This window comes from Streptomyces sp. MB09-02B (assembly GCF_033794485.1).
Taxonomy (GTDB): domain Bacteria; phylum Actinomycetota; class Actinomycetes; order Streptomycetales; family Streptomycetaceae; genus Streptomyces.
Map to the genome: position 1 here is coordinate 1 of NZ_JARGEE010000004.1, position 18,275 is coordinate 18,275.

Annotated in this window: 18 protein-coding genes; 12 read left to right on the forward strand and 6 right to left on the reverse strand. The window is 69.2% G+C overall.

What is annotated here, in order from left to right:
* Positions 1-1,005, forward strand: a 1,005-nt coding sequence (locus P1P70_RS01295; protein ID WP_319233817.1) for a TROVE domain-containing protein, incomplete at its 5' end; no start/stop codon positions are given.
* 886 nt (positions 1,006-1,891) lie between these two features.
* Here P1P70_RS01295 and P1P70_RS01300 read toward each other — a convergent pair.
* Positions 1,892-2,737: a DUF3626 domain-containing protein gene (locus tag P1P70_RS01300; RefSeq protein WP_319233819.1), complete on the reverse strand. Its 846-nt coding sequence runs from the start codon at positions 2,735-2,737 to the stop codon at positions 1,892-1,894.
* 195 nt (positions 2,738-2,932) lie between these two features.
* On the opposite strand from P1P70_RS01300, the gene P1P70_RS01305 reads away from it, so the two are divergent.
* From P1P70_RS01305 to P1P70_RS01315, 3 genes are read left to right on the forward strand one after another with little or no spacing between them, the layout of a single operon-like run.
* Positions 2,933-3,187, forward strand: coding sequence for a hypothetical protein (locus tag P1P70_RS01305; RefSeq protein WP_319233925.1), 255 nt, complete (start codon positions 2,933-2,935; stop codon positions 3,185-3,187).
* Positions 3,093-3,311: a 3-hydroxyacyl-CoA dehydrogenase NAD-binding domain-containing protein gene (locus P1P70_RS01310; RefSeq protein WP_319233821.1), complete on the forward strand. Its 219-nt coding sequence runs from the start codon at positions 3,093-3,095 to the stop codon at positions 3,309-3,311. Before P1P70_RS01305 ends, P1P70_RS01310 begins: the two co-directional genes overlap by 95 nt.
* A 29-nt stretch (positions 3,312-3,340) precedes the next feature.
* On the forward strand, positions 3,341-3,733 hold the full coding sequence (locus P1P70_RS01315; RefSeq protein ID WP_319233823.1) for a hypothetical protein: 393 nt from the start codon (positions 3,341-3,343) through the stop codon (positions 3,731-3,733).
* A gap of 67 nt (positions 3,734-3,800) precedes the next feature.
* Here P1P70_RS01315 and P1P70_RS01320 read toward each other — a convergent pair whose 3' ends face one another.
* The 3 genes from P1P70_RS01320 to P1P70_RS01330 form a co-directional block, all read right to left on the reverse strand.
* Positions 3,801-4,331 carry a cupin domain-containing protein gene (locus P1P70_RS01320; protein ID WP_319233825.1) on the reverse strand — a complete coding sequence of 177 codons (531 nt, stop codon included), beginning with the start codon at positions 4,329-4,331 and terminating at the stop codon, positions 3,801-3,803.
* Between the two features lie 189 nt (positions 4,332-4,520).
* Positions 4,521-5,585, reverse strand: a complete 1,065-nt coding sequence (locus tag P1P70_RS01325; protein ID WP_319233826.1) for an aminoglycoside phosphotransferase family protein — start codon at positions 5,583-5,585, stop codon at positions 4,521-4,523.
* The gene (locus P1P70_RS01330; protein WP_319233828.1) at positions 5,582-6,586 is read right to left on the reverse strand and encodes a C-terminal binding protein; all 1,005 of its coding nucleotides are present in this window, start codon (positions 6,584-6,586) and stop codon (positions 5,582-5,584) included. Before P1P70_RS01330 ends, P1P70_RS01325 begins: the two co-directional genes overlap by 4 nt.
* Before the next feature lie 776 nt (positions 6,587-7,362).
* On the opposite strand from P1P70_RS01330, the gene P1P70_RS01335 reads away from it, so the two are divergent.
* On the forward strand, positions 7,363-8,628 hold the full coding sequence (locus P1P70_RS01335) for an MFS transporter (RefSeq protein WP_319233830.1): 1,266 nt from the start codon (positions 7,363-7,365) through the stop codon (positions 8,626-8,628).
* Positions 8,629-8,800: 172 nt separating this feature from the next.
* On the opposite strand, the gene P1P70_RS01340 is transcribed toward P1P70_RS01335, so the two are convergent.
* On the reverse strand, positions 8,801-9,580 hold the full coding sequence (locus P1P70_RS01340) for a fumarylacetoacetate hydrolase family protein (RefSeq protein ID WP_319233832.1): 780 nt from the start codon (positions 9,578-9,580) through the stop codon (positions 8,801-8,803).
* A gap of 181 nt (positions 9,581-9,761) precedes the next feature.
* Between P1P70_RS01340 and P1P70_RS01345 the strand changes: the two genes are divergently transcribed.
* Positions 9,762-10,793 (forward strand): LacI family DNA-binding transcriptional regulator, encoded by a 1,032-nt coding sequence (locus P1P70_RS01345; RefSeq protein WP_319233833.1) that lies wholly within the window; start codon positions 9,762-9,764, stop codon positions 10,791-10,793.
* An 88-nt stretch (positions 10,794-10,881) separates the two neighbouring features.
* Here P1P70_RS01345 and P1P70_RS01350 read toward each other — a convergent pair whose 3' ends face one another.
* Positions 10,882-11,475 carry an NAD(P)H-dependent oxidoreductase gene (locus P1P70_RS01350; RefSeq protein WP_319233835.1) on the reverse strand — a complete coding sequence of 198 codons (594 nt, stop codon included), beginning with the start codon at positions 11,473-11,475 and terminating at the stop codon, positions 10,882-10,884.
* A gap of 419 nt (positions 11,476-11,894) precedes the next feature.
* On the opposite strand from P1P70_RS01350, the gene eno reads away from it, so the two are divergent.
* The 6 genes from eno (at position 11,895) to P1P70_RS01380 (ending at position 18,220) form a co-directional block, all read left to right on the forward strand.
* Positions 11,895-13,205, forward strand: a complete 1,311-nt coding sequence (eno, locus tag P1P70_RS01355) for a phosphopyruvate hydratase (RefSeq protein ID WP_319233836.1) — start codon at positions 11,895-11,897, stop codon at positions 13,203-13,205.
* Between the two features lie 93 nt (positions 13,206-13,298).
* The gene (locus P1P70_RS01360; RefSeq protein ID WP_319233837.1) at positions 13,299-14,327 is read left to right on the forward strand and encodes a VOC family protein; all 1,029 of its coding nucleotides are present in this window, start codon (positions 13,299-13,301) and stop codon (positions 14,325-14,327) included.
* A gap of 25 nt (positions 14,328-14,352) precedes the next feature.
* Complete coding sequence (locus P1P70_RS01365; protein WP_319233839.1) at positions 14,353-14,904, forward strand: carboxymuconolactone decarboxylase family protein; 552 nt, start codon at positions 14,353-14,355, stop codon at positions 14,902-14,904.
* Between the two features lie 70 nt (positions 14,905-14,974).
* A complete protein-coding gene (locus P1P70_RS01370; protein ID WP_319233841.1) occupies positions 14,975-16,075 on the forward strand; it encodes an alcohol dehydrogenase catalytic domain-containing protein in 1,101 nt (366 codons plus the stop codon).
* Between the two features lie 84 nt (positions 16,076-16,159).
* Positions 16,160-17,065, forward strand: a complete 906-nt coding sequence (locus tag P1P70_RS01375) for a LysR substrate-binding domain-containing protein (RefSeq protein ID WP_319233843.1) — start codon at positions 16,160-16,162, stop codon at positions 17,063-17,065.
* A gap of 288 nt (positions 17,066-17,353) precedes the next feature.
* The gene (locus tag P1P70_RS01380; protein WP_319233844.1) at positions 17,354-18,220 is read left to right on the forward strand and encodes a 3-hydroxybutyryl-CoA dehydrogenase; all 867 of its coding nucleotides are present in this window, start codon (positions 17,354-17,356) and stop codon (positions 18,218-18,220) included.
* The last annotated feature ends 55 nt before the right edge of the window (positions 18,221-18,275 follow it).

An 18,275-nucleotide genomic window follows, 5' to 3' on the forward strand; every position in this document is an offset into this window, starting at 1 on the left:
CGACGTCCTTGGCAGGGTGACCTGTTCAAGTACGCGATCGACCGCCGCCACCACCCCGACCGTGCGCTTCCCCCGTCCGGCGCGACGCTGCTCGCCGCACACCGGGAGCTGATGGCCGTACCGGTCGAGGAACGGCGTGCCCTGGTCACCGCACCGGGCGGCAATGAGCGGCTGAACGCGGCAGGGATGACCTGGGAGTCGGTGGCGGGCTGGCTACAGGGGCCGCTCGACGCGGCGGTGTGGGAGGCGCTGGTCCCCTCGATGGGGGCGATGGCCCTCGTACGCAATCTGCGCAACCTCGACCAGGCCGGCGTGAGCGACCGGGTCGCGGCCGAGGTCGCCGCGCGGATCTCCTGCCCGGACGAGGTACGCCGCTCGCGGCAGTTCCCGTTCCGCTACCTCGCCGCTCATCGCAACGCGCCCTCACGCCGCTGGGAGAACGCTCTGGAGACAGCCCTCGGACACTCCCTGGCCAACGTCCCCGAACTGCCCGGCCGCACGCTGATCCTGGTGGACCGGTCGGGCTCGATGTTCGACCGGCCCAGCGAGCACACCCAGCTCAACCGGGCGGATTCGGCGGCCATCTTCGGTACGGCGTTGGCGCAGCGGGCCGCGCGGGCCGACCTGGTGGAGTTCGGTTCGGACAGCCGTCGCGTCGAACTCGCCCCGGGTGAGCCCGTACTGCGCGTCCTGGACCGCTTCCATGACCTCGGGGGCACCAATACGGCCCTCGCGCTAAGGCGGCACTACGACAGCCACGACCGGGTGGTCATGGTGACCGACGAACAGACCGGTCCCAGTCAGTGGTCCAACCCGCTGCAGACGGTCCCCCTCCGCATCCCCGTGTACACCTGGAACCTGGCCGGTTACACCCCGGCCCACGCGCCGTCCGGCCCGCACCACCACACCTTCGGCGGCCTGAGCGACGCCGCGTTCCGGCTGATCCCTCTCATCGAAGCCGGCAGGGACTCCAAGTGGCCGTGGGAGACGAGTTCGGCGGGGTGACGGGTACGCAGGTGGCCGGTCGAGCGGTCGAGCGGTCGAGCGGTCGAGCGGTCGAGCGGTCGAGCGGTCGAGCGGTCGAGCGGTCGAGCGGTCGAGCGGCCGAGCGGTCGAGCCCCAACGACCTGACTGCCGGAGCGGGTGCCGCAGGCCGCGCGCTACGCACCACGTGCTGGTATGCGTCGGCTCGCGACGCCAGGTTGCGTCATCGCCCTCCCCTGCCATGACCACGGCCCTCGTGGGTCTGGGCTCGGGCTTGGGCTTGGGCTGCGATCGAAGGCTGGTTCAGAAAGGGATGATCTGCCTTGCGCCGGAGCGTGGCCGACACCGAGTTGGTGTGCTGCTCATCCATGCCGAAACGGTCGAGTCCTTCTCCTGTGGACAGTGAACGCCGACTGCGGGGCAGGATGGCGCTGGAGCACAACACCAGCCTTGTCGCTCGCGGCTGTTCCAACTCTCAGATCGCCTCCGAGCTCTGCATAGCGCCTGGCACCGCCAAGACGCCATCTCGCCAACATCCAGGCGAAGCTGGGGGTCGGCAACCGCGTGGGCATTGCCGCCTGGGCCTGGGAGACGGTGCTTGTCGCCCCGCAGCACCATGGTCCACGGCCGATCCCTTCGGCCGGGTGTCGGGACGTCGCCGGCACGATCCGGCGTTACACGACACCTGGTGACCAACGTGGACTCCGACGGCAACGGCAACGGCGCAAGCACTCGCCGGCCTGCCCCGCATCGAAATCTCGGACCTCGTCGGCATCAGTCCAGTCACCGCCCACCGCTGGGCCCGGCGCCGGCGACAGTAGGTCCGACTACCTCGCCACCTGCCAAACCCGACGATCCCGCCGGGTCTCGGACCCTGGCACCGACGTGTCGGACGCAGCCCTGCATGTCAACAGCCGCTGAGCTTTCCGAACCGGGCCAGGCAGTGCCAGACTTTCTTGAGATCCTGGAGAGGGTATCGACCTGTGTTGGCAGCATCTCCGATATCCCTGGGAGTGAGCCGGCCACCCCTAGCGATCTTGGCTCCCAGATCCACATACGCCTGACCGCGATAGTGCGGGTGGTGACGCAGTTCAGCCACGCTGAGCCGGAAACCGGGATGCCATTCGACTGGGCACGGCAGACGTTCTGCCGCATGTTCGACCGCTGTACCGCGATAGCTCGGATCCAGCACCAGCGCTTCTACGTCACAGTCGAACCTGACCGGCCCGTGGATCTGTGCTTCGATATGGCCGTCCAGGAAATCCATGTCCGCTGCCTCGGCAAGCTCGAGAAGTGAGCATCGATCGGCGACTCCGAAGGCAGACGGCTCAGTGGAGCTGTCCGGATAACAGAACGTGGCGCGCGTGAGAGCCTCAGGCGTGAGCCTGAAGTACGAGGAGCCGAACCGCGGGGCACCGCCGATCGGATCGCGGCGGTGATTCAACGCGCCGTAGACAGGGCGCTGGTCAGGTGCGGCCTCGTCATACGCGCCGGCGAAGATACGACTCTCCCAGCGCCATCGGTCTCCACCCGGATGAGCGGTCAGCCCGCCGTTACTCGTTCCTGTGACGAACTGTGACCTGTAGACACCGTCGTCAGCCATCTGGATCAGGATAGGCCGGGTCCCCGCGACTCGGTCAGGGTGAAAGTGCATAGTCACCCTCAGGTCCGGTGGCAGGGGCCTCCCCCTCGACGAAGCCGCGACATGTCGCAGAGCCCTCCTGTGAAGCAAGACGGCGGTATCAGGAGCCATGCGCGGAGTCTGCACAAGTCGCAGGCACCAACGCACCTCAATATGGCCACTGCTGCCCCGCGAGCAGCCAATCGCTCCAGCAACCGCGCATGGACAGCGCTGGAATGGAACACTGCGCCGGCGCGCCCCCGCCTTCCGCTCCCCGCCTTCCGGACGACCGCCGTCATCGGCGCCGGAACCATCGGACTGTCCTGGATGGTCCTGTTCGCCGCACACGGTCTGACCATGCGGGTCAGCGACCCGCGCCAGGACCTCGCCGACGCCGTCGCCGACGACCTGGCGCGGTACGCCCCGCAGCTGGCCGCCCGTGGCCTGCACGTGCGCGGTCTCGCCGACCGGGTGCACCTGTCGGCCCGTGACCGAGGCGGCCCGGGACGCGGACATCGTCCAGGAGAACGGGCCCGAACGCGTCGAGTTCAAGAAGGACTTGTTCGCCGTCATCGTTCGTGAGGCTCCCGCGCACGCGCTGCTGCTCAGCTCCTCGTCGGCGATCCCCTCCTCGGTGTTCACGGGTGAGCTGGCCGACGAGGACGCCGCCCGCGTCCTGATCGGCCACCCCTTCAACCCAGACTGAGGCAGTCACCGACCTCGTATGATCTCGCGGTGAGGATCTGGACGGAGCACCCTGCCCAGGAGGACGTCGAAGCTGTCGTTCGCCGCTACTTCGGCCTGCTCCGAGCCGGGAGAATCCCCGAGGCCGAACAGCTCATCGATCACCACCCGGTCCGTCATGTACTCAAGTCACTGTGGACCGCGTCCGTCGAAGCAGGCACCGCTGAGGACGAGGCGAGCAGCAGCCCTGCTGCCGACGAGTGGGAGCAGGATCTGTCCTGGCTCGGCGAGCTGAATCTCGCGGACTTCCGCTGGGGCCACACCGGCAGCCATGTCCACGTCGAGATCACCTACCGCGCGCAGGTGATCGAGGTGGCACTGGGCTTCTGGGTCAGGCCCACCGACGCCGGCTGGGTCGTCACGGGACCGGCCACGTACTGGTAGGACACGCGAAAGAGCAGCAGGATCCACGTGCCGGGTCGGCACCGGGCCGAGGACCGCGTTGCCGCTGTCATCCGTCGCGCTCCGCGCCGACCAGGACGAAAGCCACGGTGACCGGTTGATCACTGCGGTTGCGCCAGGCGTGGCGGGTGCCGTTCTGGATCACGAGGTCCCCTGCCGAGAGGGGAGTGCAGTGGCCGTCGTCGAGTTCGAGGACGATGTCGCCCTGCAGAACGATGCCGTAGTCGACGGTCGGCGTCCTGTGCATGCCGTCGGGCTCGAAGAGCTCCGCGAGGCCGGGTGAGTCGGCCAGGGCTTCCTTGCCGTAGGCGACAGGGTCGAACGACGGGGTGGCCATCGCGCTGTCCGGAGGGAAGGTCAGGACGATGAACCGCGTGCCGCCGGGCGCCGGGAGGAAGCTGGTGACCTTCGGCGTGGGGTCCTCCCCCGCCCGGCTGACGGGCTCGCCGGGCTCGGTGGCCCACGGCAGTCGGGACACCCAGCCCGGCAGGCTGGTGAACTCCCGGCTGCGCGGGACGGGGCCGTCGCTGACGACGACCGACCTGCCGTTCTCGTCATGGCCGGTGACGACTCTCCGCATATGTATCTCCTTGGTCAGGGTCCGCCGGGTCTGCCTGGTTCACCGGGTCTGCCTAGTTCGCGGTTTGCTTAGTCCGCCGAGACCGTCGGGTCCGCCAGTCCATCGGGCCCGTCTGATCCGTCTGATCCGTCTGATCCGTCTGGCCCGTCTGGCCCGTCCGGCTCGCGGATGCCGACGACCTCGATTCGGTCAGTCGGTCCGGCCGATGCCAGGCTCGGCCGAGGTCTCGAACGCGGCCGCCCAAGTGTCCAGGACGTCCGCCACCGTCGGGGCCGACGACCGCAGCAGGACCGCCGCGAGCGTCCGTACGAACTCCCGGTGCCGGTCGTCCGTGAGGTACTCCGCCGGGGACTTGCCGTCCACTCGTGCGAGCAGCAGCGCCGGCAGCAGTGACGCGACCCGCGCCTCCAGAGCCGGCCGGGGTTCCCAGACGACGCATCGGAGGTACTCGTCGACGAGCGCCCGGGCTGAGTCGAGGAGATCGGCTCGGTGTGTGGGTACCACCAGGCTCTTGAGGAGCAGGTGGTTGACGCAGAAGGCCAGGTCGAAGGCGGGGTCTCCGTACCAGGCGCACTCGGCGTCCAGGAGCACGGGGCCGGCCGGGCCGACGAGGATGTTCTTGGGGCTGACGTCGCCGTGCACCAGGGCCAGGTGGGTCGTGGCCGTGCGGTGGGCGAGGCCCCAGAGGAGGTCGCTCAGAGCGGGGTGCGCCGCCGCGGTGGCCATCAGGTACGGCTCGATGCGCAGCGCGTCGAAGTTGTCGTCGGTGGCGAACTCCTCGGCGAGGGCGGCATCGCCGGCGCTCGCCGCGTGCAGGGTCCCGAGCAGTTCACCGACAGCCGCGGCGGTCGCCACCTCCACCTGGCCGCCGAACAGCTGTGCCTTCCACACCGGGTACCGCTCGGGGGGCAGAAACGCCATCGCGAAGAGTCCGGCTTCGGCATCGTGCGCCAGTAGCTCCGGCACGTTGTGCGGCCGGTGCCGGGAGGCGAACCGCATCCACGCCCATTCGTAGGCGTTGCGCGAGACCGGTGCCTGCCAGTCGGCGGCGACCCTGAGCTGGGCCAGGGCTCTCTTGACGCACAGGGAGCGTCCCGGCAGGTCCACCCGCCACAGGTCGGACGAGACGCCGCCGGCCAGCGGCGTCCAGCGTGCGGCCTCGCCGGGCGCGGTGAGCCGGTGGGTGAGGAGGAAGTCGGTGAGTGAGGTGTCCGGCACCGGTTCCGGGCCCTTCTGCGTGGAGGCCGAGGTCATCGCGCGTCACCCGGACCGGCGGGCAGGTCCCGGGGGCTGTTGCACGCGTGGTTCGGCGTCTCACCCTCCAGGATCCGTACGACCTCCTCGGCGGCTCTGCGGCGCAGCTCCGTGACCGAGGCGTCGGAGGAGAAAGCCACATGCGGGGTCAGCAGCGCACCCGGCTGGGCCAGCAGTCCGTCGGGGACGTGCGGCTCACTCTCCAGGACGTCGAAGGCGGCCCCGTCGAGGTGCCCGCTGTCGAGAGCCTTGATCACCGCGTCGGTGTCCACCAGGCCGCCCCGGCTGACGTTGACGAGCAGGCCGCCCCTTTGCATCAGCGCCAGTTGCTCGGCTCCGATGATGTGGTGCGTGTCCGGGGTGAGCGGCACATGGAGGATCACCACGTCGCTGCGGCGCAGCAGCTCCTCCAAACCCACCATCTCGACGCCCGGGGCGTCCTTCGGCGGGTACGGATCGTGGGCCAGGATCCGGCAGCCGAACGCGCCGAGCCGGCCGGCGGTGGCGCGTCCGATGCGCCCGTAACCGACGACGCCGCAGGTCAGCGTCGACAGTCGGCGCAGCCGGGCACTGGCGGGGTTCCAGCGGCCCGCGCGGACGTCCCGGTCGAACACGGCCAGACCCCGGGTCCAGGCCAGCACCATGCCGACGGCGTGGTCCGCGACCTCCTCGACGCAGTAGTCGGGCACGTTGGTGACCCAGACGCCCCGGTCGGTGGCCGCTTCCACGGCGATGTTGTCGAGGCCGACTCCCAGCCTGGCCACGATCCGCAGGTCCGGCGAGGCGCCGATCGCGGTGGCGGAGACGGGTGCCCAGCACGTCAGGATGCCGGCGGGATGGTGCTCGGCCACCAACTTCTCGATGGCCTCGGCGGAGGCGGGCTCGGCGGGGCCGGTCACCAAGGTGTGGCCCGCCTTCTCGATGACGGATCGCTCGACGGCGTCGTCGGGCCAGGCGTAGTCGGTGAGCAGCACGGTGCCTGGGCGGCTAGGTCGGTTCATGGCAGGTCGTCCTCGCAGAGTCGTACGGCCGCAGCGGACGGTCGGGCTGCGCCCGGTCGCGTCCGGTGAGCGGGTTGATCGCCACCCGGGAGGGCGGTCGACGGCATGTCCGATGGGCCGTCGGTCGCCTGGAGGTGGCTCGGAGGGGGCGCTGGTCTCGTCGGCGCCCGCCGACTTGTGGTCGGGCAGGTGCCGCGGTACGTCCCTGGCACGGATCACGGGATCCCAGGACATGTCGGTTCACTTTGTCACAGCCACGCGATGCTAACGATAGCACTGAGAGTCTTCGCCACGTCAAGAGTGCGCCGTACACCTGATCGCCACGATCGGGCAGCAGGCCCATTTCGAGGCGGAGGAACCACGCCGCCACGGAGAAACCGAAGGGGCGACGAAGAAAACCGGTGTGCGCGTCTTGACGAGCCCGGTACTTCCCTTCATGGTTTCTGCCAGCGCCGACCGTGCGACCGAGATGCGTCAGCACGAAGTCCGGCTGTCGAAGACGCCATAGCCACGGACGTCCCCGACGGGCGATACACGGCTGCATTTCCGCATGCGGTGTCCGACCGCGCAGGAGCCCGCCGTCGCCCCCTCTATTCCGCCGGTCGACGGCACAGAGCCGCCGTCGACGCCGGTCCGCGTTCTGCTCGCCGCTTGTCCGTGTTCTGTTCGCCGCTTCTCCGTGTTCAACTCGCCGCTTCTCTCATCGCCCGTACGGCCCCGTACCGGTGATGCATCCGCCGCGGCTCGCCGTGGCCCATTCCCCTTCAGGAGCCGCTATGACTCACACAGCGCAAGTCGACACCACCGCGGTGTCCGCCGAAACCCAGGAGAGCGACCGGCGCGCCCTTTCCCGCCCCATGATCGGCCTGGGATTCCTGCTGATCGTCCTGTCCTACATGGTCAACGCGATGGACCGCCAGGTCTTCCCTCCCTTGCTGCCCAACATCCGCGAGGAGTACGGGTTCTCCCTGGAGCAGGGCGGGCTGCTGGCGACGAACTTCACGCTCGGCATGGCCCTCGCCGGCCTTCCCGCCGGCTATCTCCTGGATCGTTTCCGCCGCAAGACCGTGCTGCTGGTCAGCATCGTGATCTACTCGCTGGGCACGATGGCCACGCCGCTGGCGACCGGTTTCGCCGACATGACGGTGTACCGGGTCGTCTCGGGTTTCGGTGAGGGCATGCAGTCCGCCGCCATCTTCGCGGCGATCGGCGCCTTCTTCGCCCAGCGGCGCGGCCTGGCCTTCGGCGTGATCGGCGTGGGCTACTCGATCGGTGTGTTCATCGCGCCGCTGATCGGTGTCGAGCTGATGAGCATGCACGGCACCTGGCACTCGCCGTTCTACCTGTTCGGTGCCGCCGGACTGCTGATCGCCGCCGTCTCCCTGTTCCTGGTGAAGAGCGGCCTGACCGAGACCTCCGTCGAGAAGGTCGCCTCGACCGGGACCTACGAGTACATGCCGACGTCCCCCTACAACCGCAACACCGTCGCCCTGGCCGTCCACGCGGTCATCAGCGGTGTGGCCATCTACGGGTTCCTCGGTCTGTACCCGACCTTCCTCATCACCTCGCTGCACTACGCCCCGACGCAGGCCGCACTGGCCATGAGCTTCCTCGGCTTCGGCGGCATGACGGCGGTGTTCGGCGGCTGGCTCGGCGACCGCTTCAACCAGCGCAACCTGCTGATGGTCGGCCTGCTGGGCGTCTCCGCCGTCAGCGTGTGCATCTACACGACGCAGGCCGCGGTGGGCCCGCAGTGCCTGTTCGCCTTCCTCATGGGCGCCTTCGGGCTGGGCTTCATCTATCCCAACACCAACAGCGCGATGCAGCGGGCCGTCCGCCCCGGCCAGATCGGACGCGCCTCCGGCCTCTTCGTCACCGGCTACTACGGGCCGGCGGCCTTCTCGGGGCTGCTCTTCGCCGCCCTGGTGGACTCCTTCGGCTGGACCCAGGCCGGACTGCTGCAGGTCACGGTGCTGCCGCTGCTGGGCGTCATCGCCCTGGCCTTCGTCCGCACCGGGGAGTTCAACAACGCGGCCCGGTAGCGAACCGGCCCACCGCTCTTCCGCCACGGTGTTGCCCCGGGCTTCGGCCCGGGGCAACACCGTGGCGTGTCACCGGCGGGGGGACTCTGGCACAACGCGGACATGCCACGGGGCCTGCCCACCGCCCAGCGGTAGGCAGGCCCCGTGCGTGGTCGCCCGGCGGGTGTCCGCGTCAGAGGCTCTCGGCCACGACAGGGTTGCGCAGGACGCCGATGCCCTCGATCTCCACCTCGACCTCGTCCCCGGGACGGATCGGACCGACGCCGGAGGGCGTACCTGTCATGATCGCGTCACCGGGCAGCAGCGTGAGATAGCGGCTGAGGTAACTGACGAGGTCGGGGACGGCGAGCAGCAGGTCGGCCGTGCTCGCCGACTGCGTGACGGCTCCGTTCACCCGGGTCGTGAGCCTCAGCGCCGAGGGGTCGAGTTCGGTCTCGATGACCGGTCCGAGGGGTGCGAAAGTGTCCTGCCCCTTTCCGATGAGGAGCGCGCCGAACGCGCTTTCCCTGCGCTGGACGACGCGGTCGCTGACGTCATTTCCGCACGTGTATCCGAGGATGTACTCATGCGCCTCCGAGGGCTTCACATGGCGGGCCCTTTTCCCGATGACGACGACCAACTCGCCTTCGAAATGAATCAGTTCGCCGTCCGCCGGATAGACGATGGCGTCGCCCGGCCCGATGACCGCCGCACTGGGCTTCATGAAGCACACGGGCACTTCCGGGACCTCACGATCGGTCTCGTCGATGTGTGAGGCGTAGTTGTAGGCGAACCCGAAGATCCGGGGCTGTTCCAGCGGCGCGAGAACGTCGACGTCGCCGATGTCGTCGACGTGCCCGGTGGGGGACAGTTCGGTGAACGGGTCCCCCTCGCATCTCGCGATACCGGCGTCCCCGGGAAGTAGTTCTCCGTAATGACGCACACCCTCGGCGGCATACCTGATGATCCGCACGGACACCTCCGTAGCCAGGCAGCCGCAGACGGCTGCACGATCCCTCCAGCGATGCTAACGTTAGCACGCACCATTGATCAGACCCGTAGCCTCCTTCCCCGACCACAGAGCGCGACCCGTGCGCTATCGTTGGCACACGGAAAGTGACGGACGGGATCAGTCAGCTCTAGGGGGCCCTCAGATGGTCACGACCAAAGACATCGCGGAACGCCTAGGTGTCTCCGTCTCCACGGTCGGTCGCGCCCTCGCCGACGATTCCCGCATCAGCGAGGAGACCAAGTTCAAGGTCCGCCAGGCCGCCTCCGAGATGGGGTACGTCGGCAACCGCGCGGCACGGATGATGCGCGGGGCGTCCAGCAACGTGGTCGCACTGGTGATCCCGGACATCCGTAACAGTTTCTACTCGACCATCGCGCACGAGCTGTCCAAGAACATGGAGGCCGAGGGCTTCCAGCTGATGCTCGCGGAGACCGACGACGACCGGATGGTGGAGCTGCGCCATCTGCGGGAGCTGTCCGCGACCCGTGTGGCAGGGGTCATCATCGTGCCCACCGCCCGCCCGCACGGCGACTCCGTCAAGCTCCTGCGCACGGTGCCGCATCTGCAACTGCTGCGTCGCCACCCGTCGCTCGGCTCCCAGTGGTTCGGCGTGGACGACCACGAGGCGCTACGTCGGGCCACGAGCCACCTGGTCGCCGAGGGGCACACGCGGATCGCGTACATGGGCGGCCCCGAGGAACTGCCCACGGGCGCGGAGCGTCTGAGCGGCTTTCGCAGCGCGCTGCGCGAGGGCGGCCTGCCGGACGACGCGGGGCGTGCGGAGCTGGGCCCGCCCTCGTCCGTGGAGCACGGCCGGCGGACGGTGCGCCGGCTGCTGAAGGGCCCTGACGCCCCTACCGCACTGATGCTGGGATCGATCCAGCTCACCCGGGGGGTGCTGGAGGAACTGTCCGCGCAGGGCACGAAGGTGCCTAGGGACCTGTCCGTGATCGGGTTCGGCGACGAGCCGGGGTTCTCCTGGTGGGGGCCCGGGCTCACCACGATCGGTCTGCCGATTCAGGAGATGGCCACCGGCTGCGCGCTGTGGCTGATGCGTCGCCTCAAGACCACTCCGGACAACGACGGCCCGTACACATCGGTCTCCCCCGGATCGCTGATCCTGCGCGGCAGCACGGCACCCCCTCGCACGAAGGTTTCGCCGAAGTCCCGCTGAGCCGCGTCAGCCCCACCGGCACACGAAGGCGCCCGGAGCCCACCGCTCCGGGCGCCTTTCGCCCGCCCCAGTCGAATCCGCCGGTCGGTCAGTACGTTCCGCCGCGCAGCCGGCGCATGACGTCGGCGGTACGCACGAGCTCGTCGAGCACCTGCTCGGCCGCGGTCTCGTGGATCTTCCCGGGCCGGAACGCTCCTTCCTCGACGAGCTCGTTGACGAACGGAATGCTCACGGTCGGGCCGATCGGCAGCATCCTGAGGTTCGCCACGACCTGCTTGCCCATCTGCACCGCCCGGGTGCCGGCCGAGACGCCTCCGTAGCTGACGAACGCGGCCGGCTTGTGCTGCCACTCCACCACCAGGTAGTCCCACGCGTTCTTCAGCGGGGCGGGAAAGCCGCCGTTGTACTCGGGGGTGACGAAGACGAACGCGTCCGACGCCTCGACGATCCGGCTCCACTCCCGGGTGTGGCCCTGCGTGTACCTCCGCAGCGCGGGCGGATGCGGCTCGTCGAAGAACGGGAGAGCAAGTTCCCGCAGGTCGACGGTGTGTGACTCGAACCGGTCGTACTCCGCGGCCCGGGTGGTGAACCAGTCCGCGACGGACCTTCCCACACGCCCGGGGCGAGTACTGGCCACCACAGTGGTGAGGGTCATCGGCGTCACAGAGGTTTCGGCTGCCATAGCGGGCTCGCTCTCCTTTCGCCACGCCCCGGTCCGGCGGGCCCGCCCCTGCCTGTGCTGTCCGTCCATCCAGGTGGCGCGGGCCCGCCGGAGTCCTTGTCGGAGCGGGATTGTGCGAACGATAGCATCAACAGTCGGCCGGACCGTGAGATCTAGGTCGCACGGTGGCCCGAGGGGAACGATGAGCAGCCAGCCTCTTGACATTGTCGTCGGCAGTTCGCACGATTGCGCTATCGTTAGCACATATCGACGGGGAGATGTACGAGCCTTCGCGCGCTCTCGGCGCCGCCGTGCCTCCCCGTCGTGCGGACGCCCCTCCTCCGACAACAGACACCGACTGTCCCGCCCCCGACGACAGGCACGGACTCCCCGACGGTCGTTCGGTCGTCCGAACTCCAAACTCCGAAAGGTTGCACCGCATGTCAGATGCGCGGATCGCCAAGCTCCAGGGCCGCAGAGTGTGGGATTCGCGCGGTCGGCCGACCGTCGAGGTGGAGGTCCACCTCGCGGACGGCGCGATCGGGCGGGCCATCGCACCGGCTGGTGCCTCGACGGGCCAGGGCGAGGCTCTCGACCTGCGCGACGGCGGCAGCCGCTTCGGCGGGCTCGACGTCCAGGGCGCGGTGGGCTCGGTGAACGACGAGATCGCACCCGCGCTCACCGGCCATGACGCGGTCGACCAGGAGACGGTCGACCGGCTCCTGGTGGATCTCGACGGAACCAGCGACCGCAGCCGTCTCGGCGGCAACGCGATCGTGGCCACGTCCATGGCCGTCCTGCACGCCGCCGCCGCGTCGGCGGGCGTACCGCTGTGGAGGCACCTGGCGGGCGATCGCCCGGTCCGCATCCCCCTGCCCGAGATCCAGATCTTCGGCGGCGGCGCCCACGCGGACCGCCGGGTCGACGTCCAGGACTTCATGGTGATGTGCCCGGCCGCAGGCAGTTTCTCGGATGCCCTGGACTGGACCGCGGAGATCTACCGGGCCGCCGGAAGTCTGATGCGCGCGGCCGGAAAGGCCCAGGGCGTGGCCGACGAGGGCGGCTTCTGGCCCGCCTTCGACTCCAACGAGGAGGCGCTGGAGACACTGACCCGCGCCATCGAGACCGCGGGCTTCACCCCCTCCACCGAGGTGGGCATCTCACTGGACGTCGCGGCGTCGCAGTTCGGCAGCGGCGGGCGGTACACGCTTGCTCTGGACGACCGTACCCTCGACACCGAAGCCCTGATCGACATGCTGGGCGACTGGATCGAGCAGTATCCGATCCTGTCCGTCGAGGACCCGGTGGGCGAGGACGACCACGACGGCATGCTCGAATTCACTCGGCGCCATGGACGACGCTGCCAGGTGATCGGCGACGACTACCTGGTCACGAACGCCAAGCGTGTGGAGGCCGCGGCCTGCAACGGCTCGGTGAACGCCGTCCTCGTCAAACCGAACCAGGCCGGGACGATCACCGAGGCGTTCGAGGCCCTGCGTGCCGGAAAGGAAGCGGGCTTCGGCACGATCGTCTCGGCGCGTTCCGGCGAGACCGAGGACATCACCATCGCCCATCTCAGCGTCGGCTGGGACGCCGGCCAGCTGAAGGTGGGCTCGTTCACCCGCTCCGAGCGCATGGCCAAGTGGAACGAGGTCCTGCGCATCGAGGAGTCCCTCGGCGCATCCGCGGAATTCAGCGGGTGGTCCTCATTCACCTTCGCCGGATCCGATGCCCTGACGGCCGAACCGTAGATCCGGGCCGTCGCCGCAGAGCCGAAAACCGGCCGCGCGACACTGAAATCAAGCCAGCGACCATACAGAGCCGATCCGAGCACGGAGACCAGCATGCTGCCACCCGTCAATCTGCGCCCGAGTTTCAACATCACCCGCTCCAGCCATGTCCGGCTCACCGTCGCCGATCTGGCCGAGAGCCGGAACTTCTACGTGAACGTGCTGGGACTCGTCGTCAGCGACGAGGACGAGCGCACCTGCTACCTCCGCGGCCTGTCGGAGGCCTGCCACCACAGCCTCGTACTGGAGCAGGCCGATGAGGGCGAGGGGGCGGGCGCGGGTGCGGGCTCGTGCAGGAGGATCGGTTTCCGGGTCTTCTTCGACGAGGACCTCGACATCGCGTACGGCTGGTTCCGTGAGCGGGGGCTGCCCGCCGAGTGGGTCGACGCCCCTTACCAGGGCCGCACCCTGCACGTCAGCGACCCCATCGGCACGCCGCTCGAACTCTGCGCACACATGGAGACCCGGCCGAGGCTGCACATCGACTTCCAGCTCCACAAGGGCGCGCACGCGCAGCGGCTCGACCACTACCAGACCTTCGCGCCGGACACATACGAACTGTGCGCGTTCTACGGTGAACTCGGCTTCCGCAACTCCGAGTACCTGGCACACGGCGACAAACTGCTGGGCGCGTTCATGTACCGCAAGGGCACCTGCCTGGACCTGGCGATCGTCGAGAACTCCGGCCCCGCCCTGCACCATTTCGCGTACACCGTCTCCGAGAGCCACGACATCTTCACCGCCTGCGACTTCGCGGGGATCCAGGGCTACGGCGAGGGCGTGGAGCGCGGCCCCGGTCGGCACGGTCCGGGCGGGATGCTCTTCGCCTACCTCCGTGACCCCGACGGGCACCGGGTGGAGGTCTTCAACAGTCACTACCAGACGATCGACACCGAGATCGAGCCGGTGCGCTGGGACGCGGGATCGCTGAGCACCAACGCCCGCTGGGGGCTGCCGGCGCTGGAGAAGTGGTACTTCGAGGCGTCGCCCTTCGCGGAGGTCAAGCAGATTCCGCCGGCCGAACCGCCGAAGCCCATGTCGCTGGAACGGTTCCTGCTCGAACAGTCCCGGTCCACCCACTGATCCGTTCAACCCCCGAGGAGACACCATGGCCCGCGTCCCCTATCTGCGCCGCGAGGACGCCGACGAGTCGCAGAAGCCGCTGTACGACCGGCTGGAGACCGAACGCAAGGTCCCGACAGCGAACATCTTCCTGGCTCTGACCAACGCGCCGACCCAGTTGGACGCCTTCTTGACCTACGCCAACGCGCTGCGGGCCGCCGACCTCAGCCCCCGCCTGCGTGAACTGGCCATCCTGACCGTGGGCCACGCGACCCGCTCGGCGTACGAGGTCGCGCACCACCAGTCGCACGGGCTCAAGGCCGGGCTCAGCGCGGAACAGCTCGCGGCGGTGGCCGACTTCGAGTCGTCCGACCTGTTCGACGCCACGGAGAAGGCGGTCATGCGCCTCGCCGAGGAGTCCACGCTGCGGGTCGACGTCTCGGAGGAGACGTGGCGTGCGGCCGCCGAGCACCTGTCGGACCGGCAGATGGTCGAACTGTCGTTGTCCATCGCCTGGTACAACTCCGGCGTCCGCATCATGGGACTGCTGGGCATCGACCTCGAGGACAACTATCCCAACCCTTTCCCGAAGTCGTAGGGAATTCTTGATGTCTCTGCCCCCGGCCGCCCGGGGCGGAGCAGTTCCGAGGAGTATTTCAATGGCGAAAATGCTCGCTGCACGATTGCACGCGCTCGGTGAGCCGATGTCCGTGGACACGATCGACGTGCCCACCCCGCGGCCGACCGACGTGCTGGTGCGGGTCAAGGCGTGCGGGATCGTGCCGAACATGGCCAATGTGATCAACAACTGGCCCACCTGGTACCCGCACCAGCCGCTCCCCAAGCTCCCCGCGATCTTCGGTCTCGACCCCGCGGGTGTCGTCGAGGCGGTCGGGGAGGCCGTCCTCAACACCAGACCGGGCGACCGCGTCTATGTGAGCCCGCTGCGGTCCTGCGGAAGCTGTCAGGTGTGCCGCGGCGGCGAACTCAGCCGATGCCGCTACTTCACCCTGAACGGCTACTTCAGCACCTCGCGCGACGGCCAGCGGATCTTCGACCTCTACCCCTACGGCGGCTTCGCGGAGTACATGACCGCGCCGCAGCACGCGATCGTCAACATCCCCGACACCATGTCGTTCGAGCAGGCCGGCAAGCTCGGCTACATCGGCACCTCCTACGGAGCGCTCCGCCACGCGGCGGCCGGCCCCGGTCAGGTCGCGTTGATCGACGGCATCACCGGCACCCTCGGTGTCGCCTCCACCCTCCTCGCGCTGGCCTCGGGTGTCTCCAGGGTCCTCGGCACTGGGCGCAACGAGGAACTCCTCAAGCGGGTCAAGGAGTTGGCCCCGGACAGGATCGAGGTCATGCGGCTCGGTGAGGGCTCCACCGGCGCCTGGGCGAAGTCCCGCACCGGTGGCGAGGGGGCGGACTTCGTCATCAGCGCGCTCGGTGCCAAGGCCCCGGTGGAGACGATGCTCGACTCCATGCAGGGCGTCCGGCGCGGCGGCAGGGTGGTCAACGTCGGAGGCGTGGCCGACCGGCTGCCCGTGGACGTGAAGTGGCTCATGGACGAGCAGGTCCAACTGATCGGCTCCAACTGGTTCACCACCGCGCAGGGCCAGGAAGTGGCCGACATGGTGGCGACGGGAGCCCTGGACCTGTCCTATCTGATCACCAAGCCGTTCCCGTTGTCCGAGGTCAACGAAGCGATCTCCGGACGCGCCACGGACCTCGACGGCGGATTCAGCAACTACGTCGTGATCCCCTGACCCGCGGGTCCCCCTATCCACCCCGTGGCGGTCCTGTTCTGCCCTGACGCCGCCGCGGGGTGTTCCAGCGGAACGGAGAAGCCGATGGAACTGCGCTGGTTGGAATCGTTCGTCGTCGTCGCGGAGGAACTGCACTTCGCCCGGGCCTCGGACCGTCTGCATCTCGCTCCGTCGGCGCTCAGCGCCCAGATCCGGGCACTGGAGTCACATCTCGGCGTACGGCTCGTCGACCGGGGGCGCCGCACGCGCCCCGCGCTCACCAGTGCGGGGGCGCTGTTCCTCGAAGAGGCACGGTTGACTCTCGCCCAGGCCGCGCGGGCCGAGGCGGTGGGCAGACGCGCCGGTCGCGGGGAGCTGGGGCACGCCCAGATCGCGTACGTCGCCTCGGCCGCGTTCTCCGGGGTGCTGACCGACGTCCTCACCCGCTGCAGCGCCGCCGGCACCGAACTGACCGTGCAGGTGAGCGAGTTGGAGACGCCTGCCCAGCTGGAGGCGCTGGCCTGCGGGGACATCGACGTCGGCTTCCTGCGCTGGAGGCCGGAGTACCCACCCGAGGTCACGGCCACCTGTCTGCTCACCGAGGAGGTCGTCCTGGCGGTGCCGGCCACAGCGCCGCTGGCGGAGTACGAGGCGGTACCGGCGGCACGGCTGCGCGACGAGCAGTTCGTGGCCCCGTACTTCGACGAGGAGTTCGGCTGCCGCGACCAGATCCTCGAAGTGGCGGAGCGCGGGGGCTTCACACCGCGGTGCGCTCCACCGGTACGGGACTTCATCGCGGCGCTGACGCTGGTGGGCGGCGGCCTCGCGGTGGCGCTGGTCCCCGACTCGCTGCGCCGCGTGCGCATCCCCGGAGTGACGTACCGTCCGCTGGCGGACGTGACACTGACGACCCGGCTGGTCGGCGCCTACCGCAAGGGCGAGACCTCGCCCGCGGTGCGCGGCGTCATCCGCCGGCTGCGGGAGGCCGCCGCCGCTACGGCGACTGTCTGAAGCACCGCTCCACCTCCACAGCAGGCGTCCGGCACGAGCCAGACGCCTCGTCGGCATGTCTGCGCGCACCCGGCGCGCCTCGGAGGCACTGTGAGACGGCGTGCGGGGGTCCGTGACGCGCTGTCCGCCCGGCGGTCGAGGAAACGGTGAACCGACGACGCATGTTTGTGCGCGGATGTCGTACCGTCCGGGCAGGTCAGAGGGGGTGCACCCGGCCTACGCTCGACACGACACCACACACGTGGCGGCGTCGGTCGACCGCCGCCCGACGGAGGGCAGGCAGGACGCATGACAGCGATCAAGCACGTGGGCGTCGTCGGCGCGGGCCAGATGGGCCGGGGCATCACCGAGGTGTGCGCCCGGGCCGGACTGCACGTCACGCTGTGCGATGTGACCGAGGACAGGGCCCGTGCCGGTCTGGCGGGCGTGGCGGACTCCCTGCTCACAGCGGAGAGGCACGGTGCCATCGAGCCCGAGGACCGAGCCCATGCTCTGGCCTGCATCTCGGTCACCGGCGATCTCTCCCGGCTTGACGGAACGGACCTGGTCATCGAGGCCGCCGTCGAGGACGAGCAGGCCAAGACGGAGCTGTTCCGGCGGTTGGGCGAGGTGGTCACCGACCCCGCCACCGTGCTGGCGAGCAACACCTCCTCGATCCCGATCGCCCGGCTCGCCGCCGCGGCCGGTCGACCGGAGGCGGTGGTCGGGCTGCACTTCTTCAACCCGGTCCCCGTCATGCCGCTGGTCGAGATCATCCCGACGCTCCACACCTCGAAGGCCACGGAAGAGCGGGTGCGTGCCTTCGCCGGCGAGACCCTGGGCAAGCGGACGATCGTCGCGCAGGACCGTGCGGGGTTCGTGGTGAACTCCCTGTTGATTCCCTACCTGTTGGCAGCGGTGCGGATGGTCGGCTCCGGCACGGCGAAGGCCGAGGACATCGACACGGGGATGACCGCCGGCTGCGCTCACCCCATGGGGCCGCTGCGCCTCGCCGACCTCATAGGTCTGGACACGGTGGCGGCCATAGGCGAGGCGCTGTACGAGGAGTACCGGGAGCCGCTGTACGCCCCTCCCCCGTTGCTGCGCCGCATGGTCGAATCGGGTCTGCTGGGACGTAAGTCGGGACAGGGGTTCTTCAGCTACAAGTCGGCCTGAGGGCCCGTCGGCAGCCGTCGGGGCCCACTCCTGGGCGCCAGCCGGCGTCATCGAC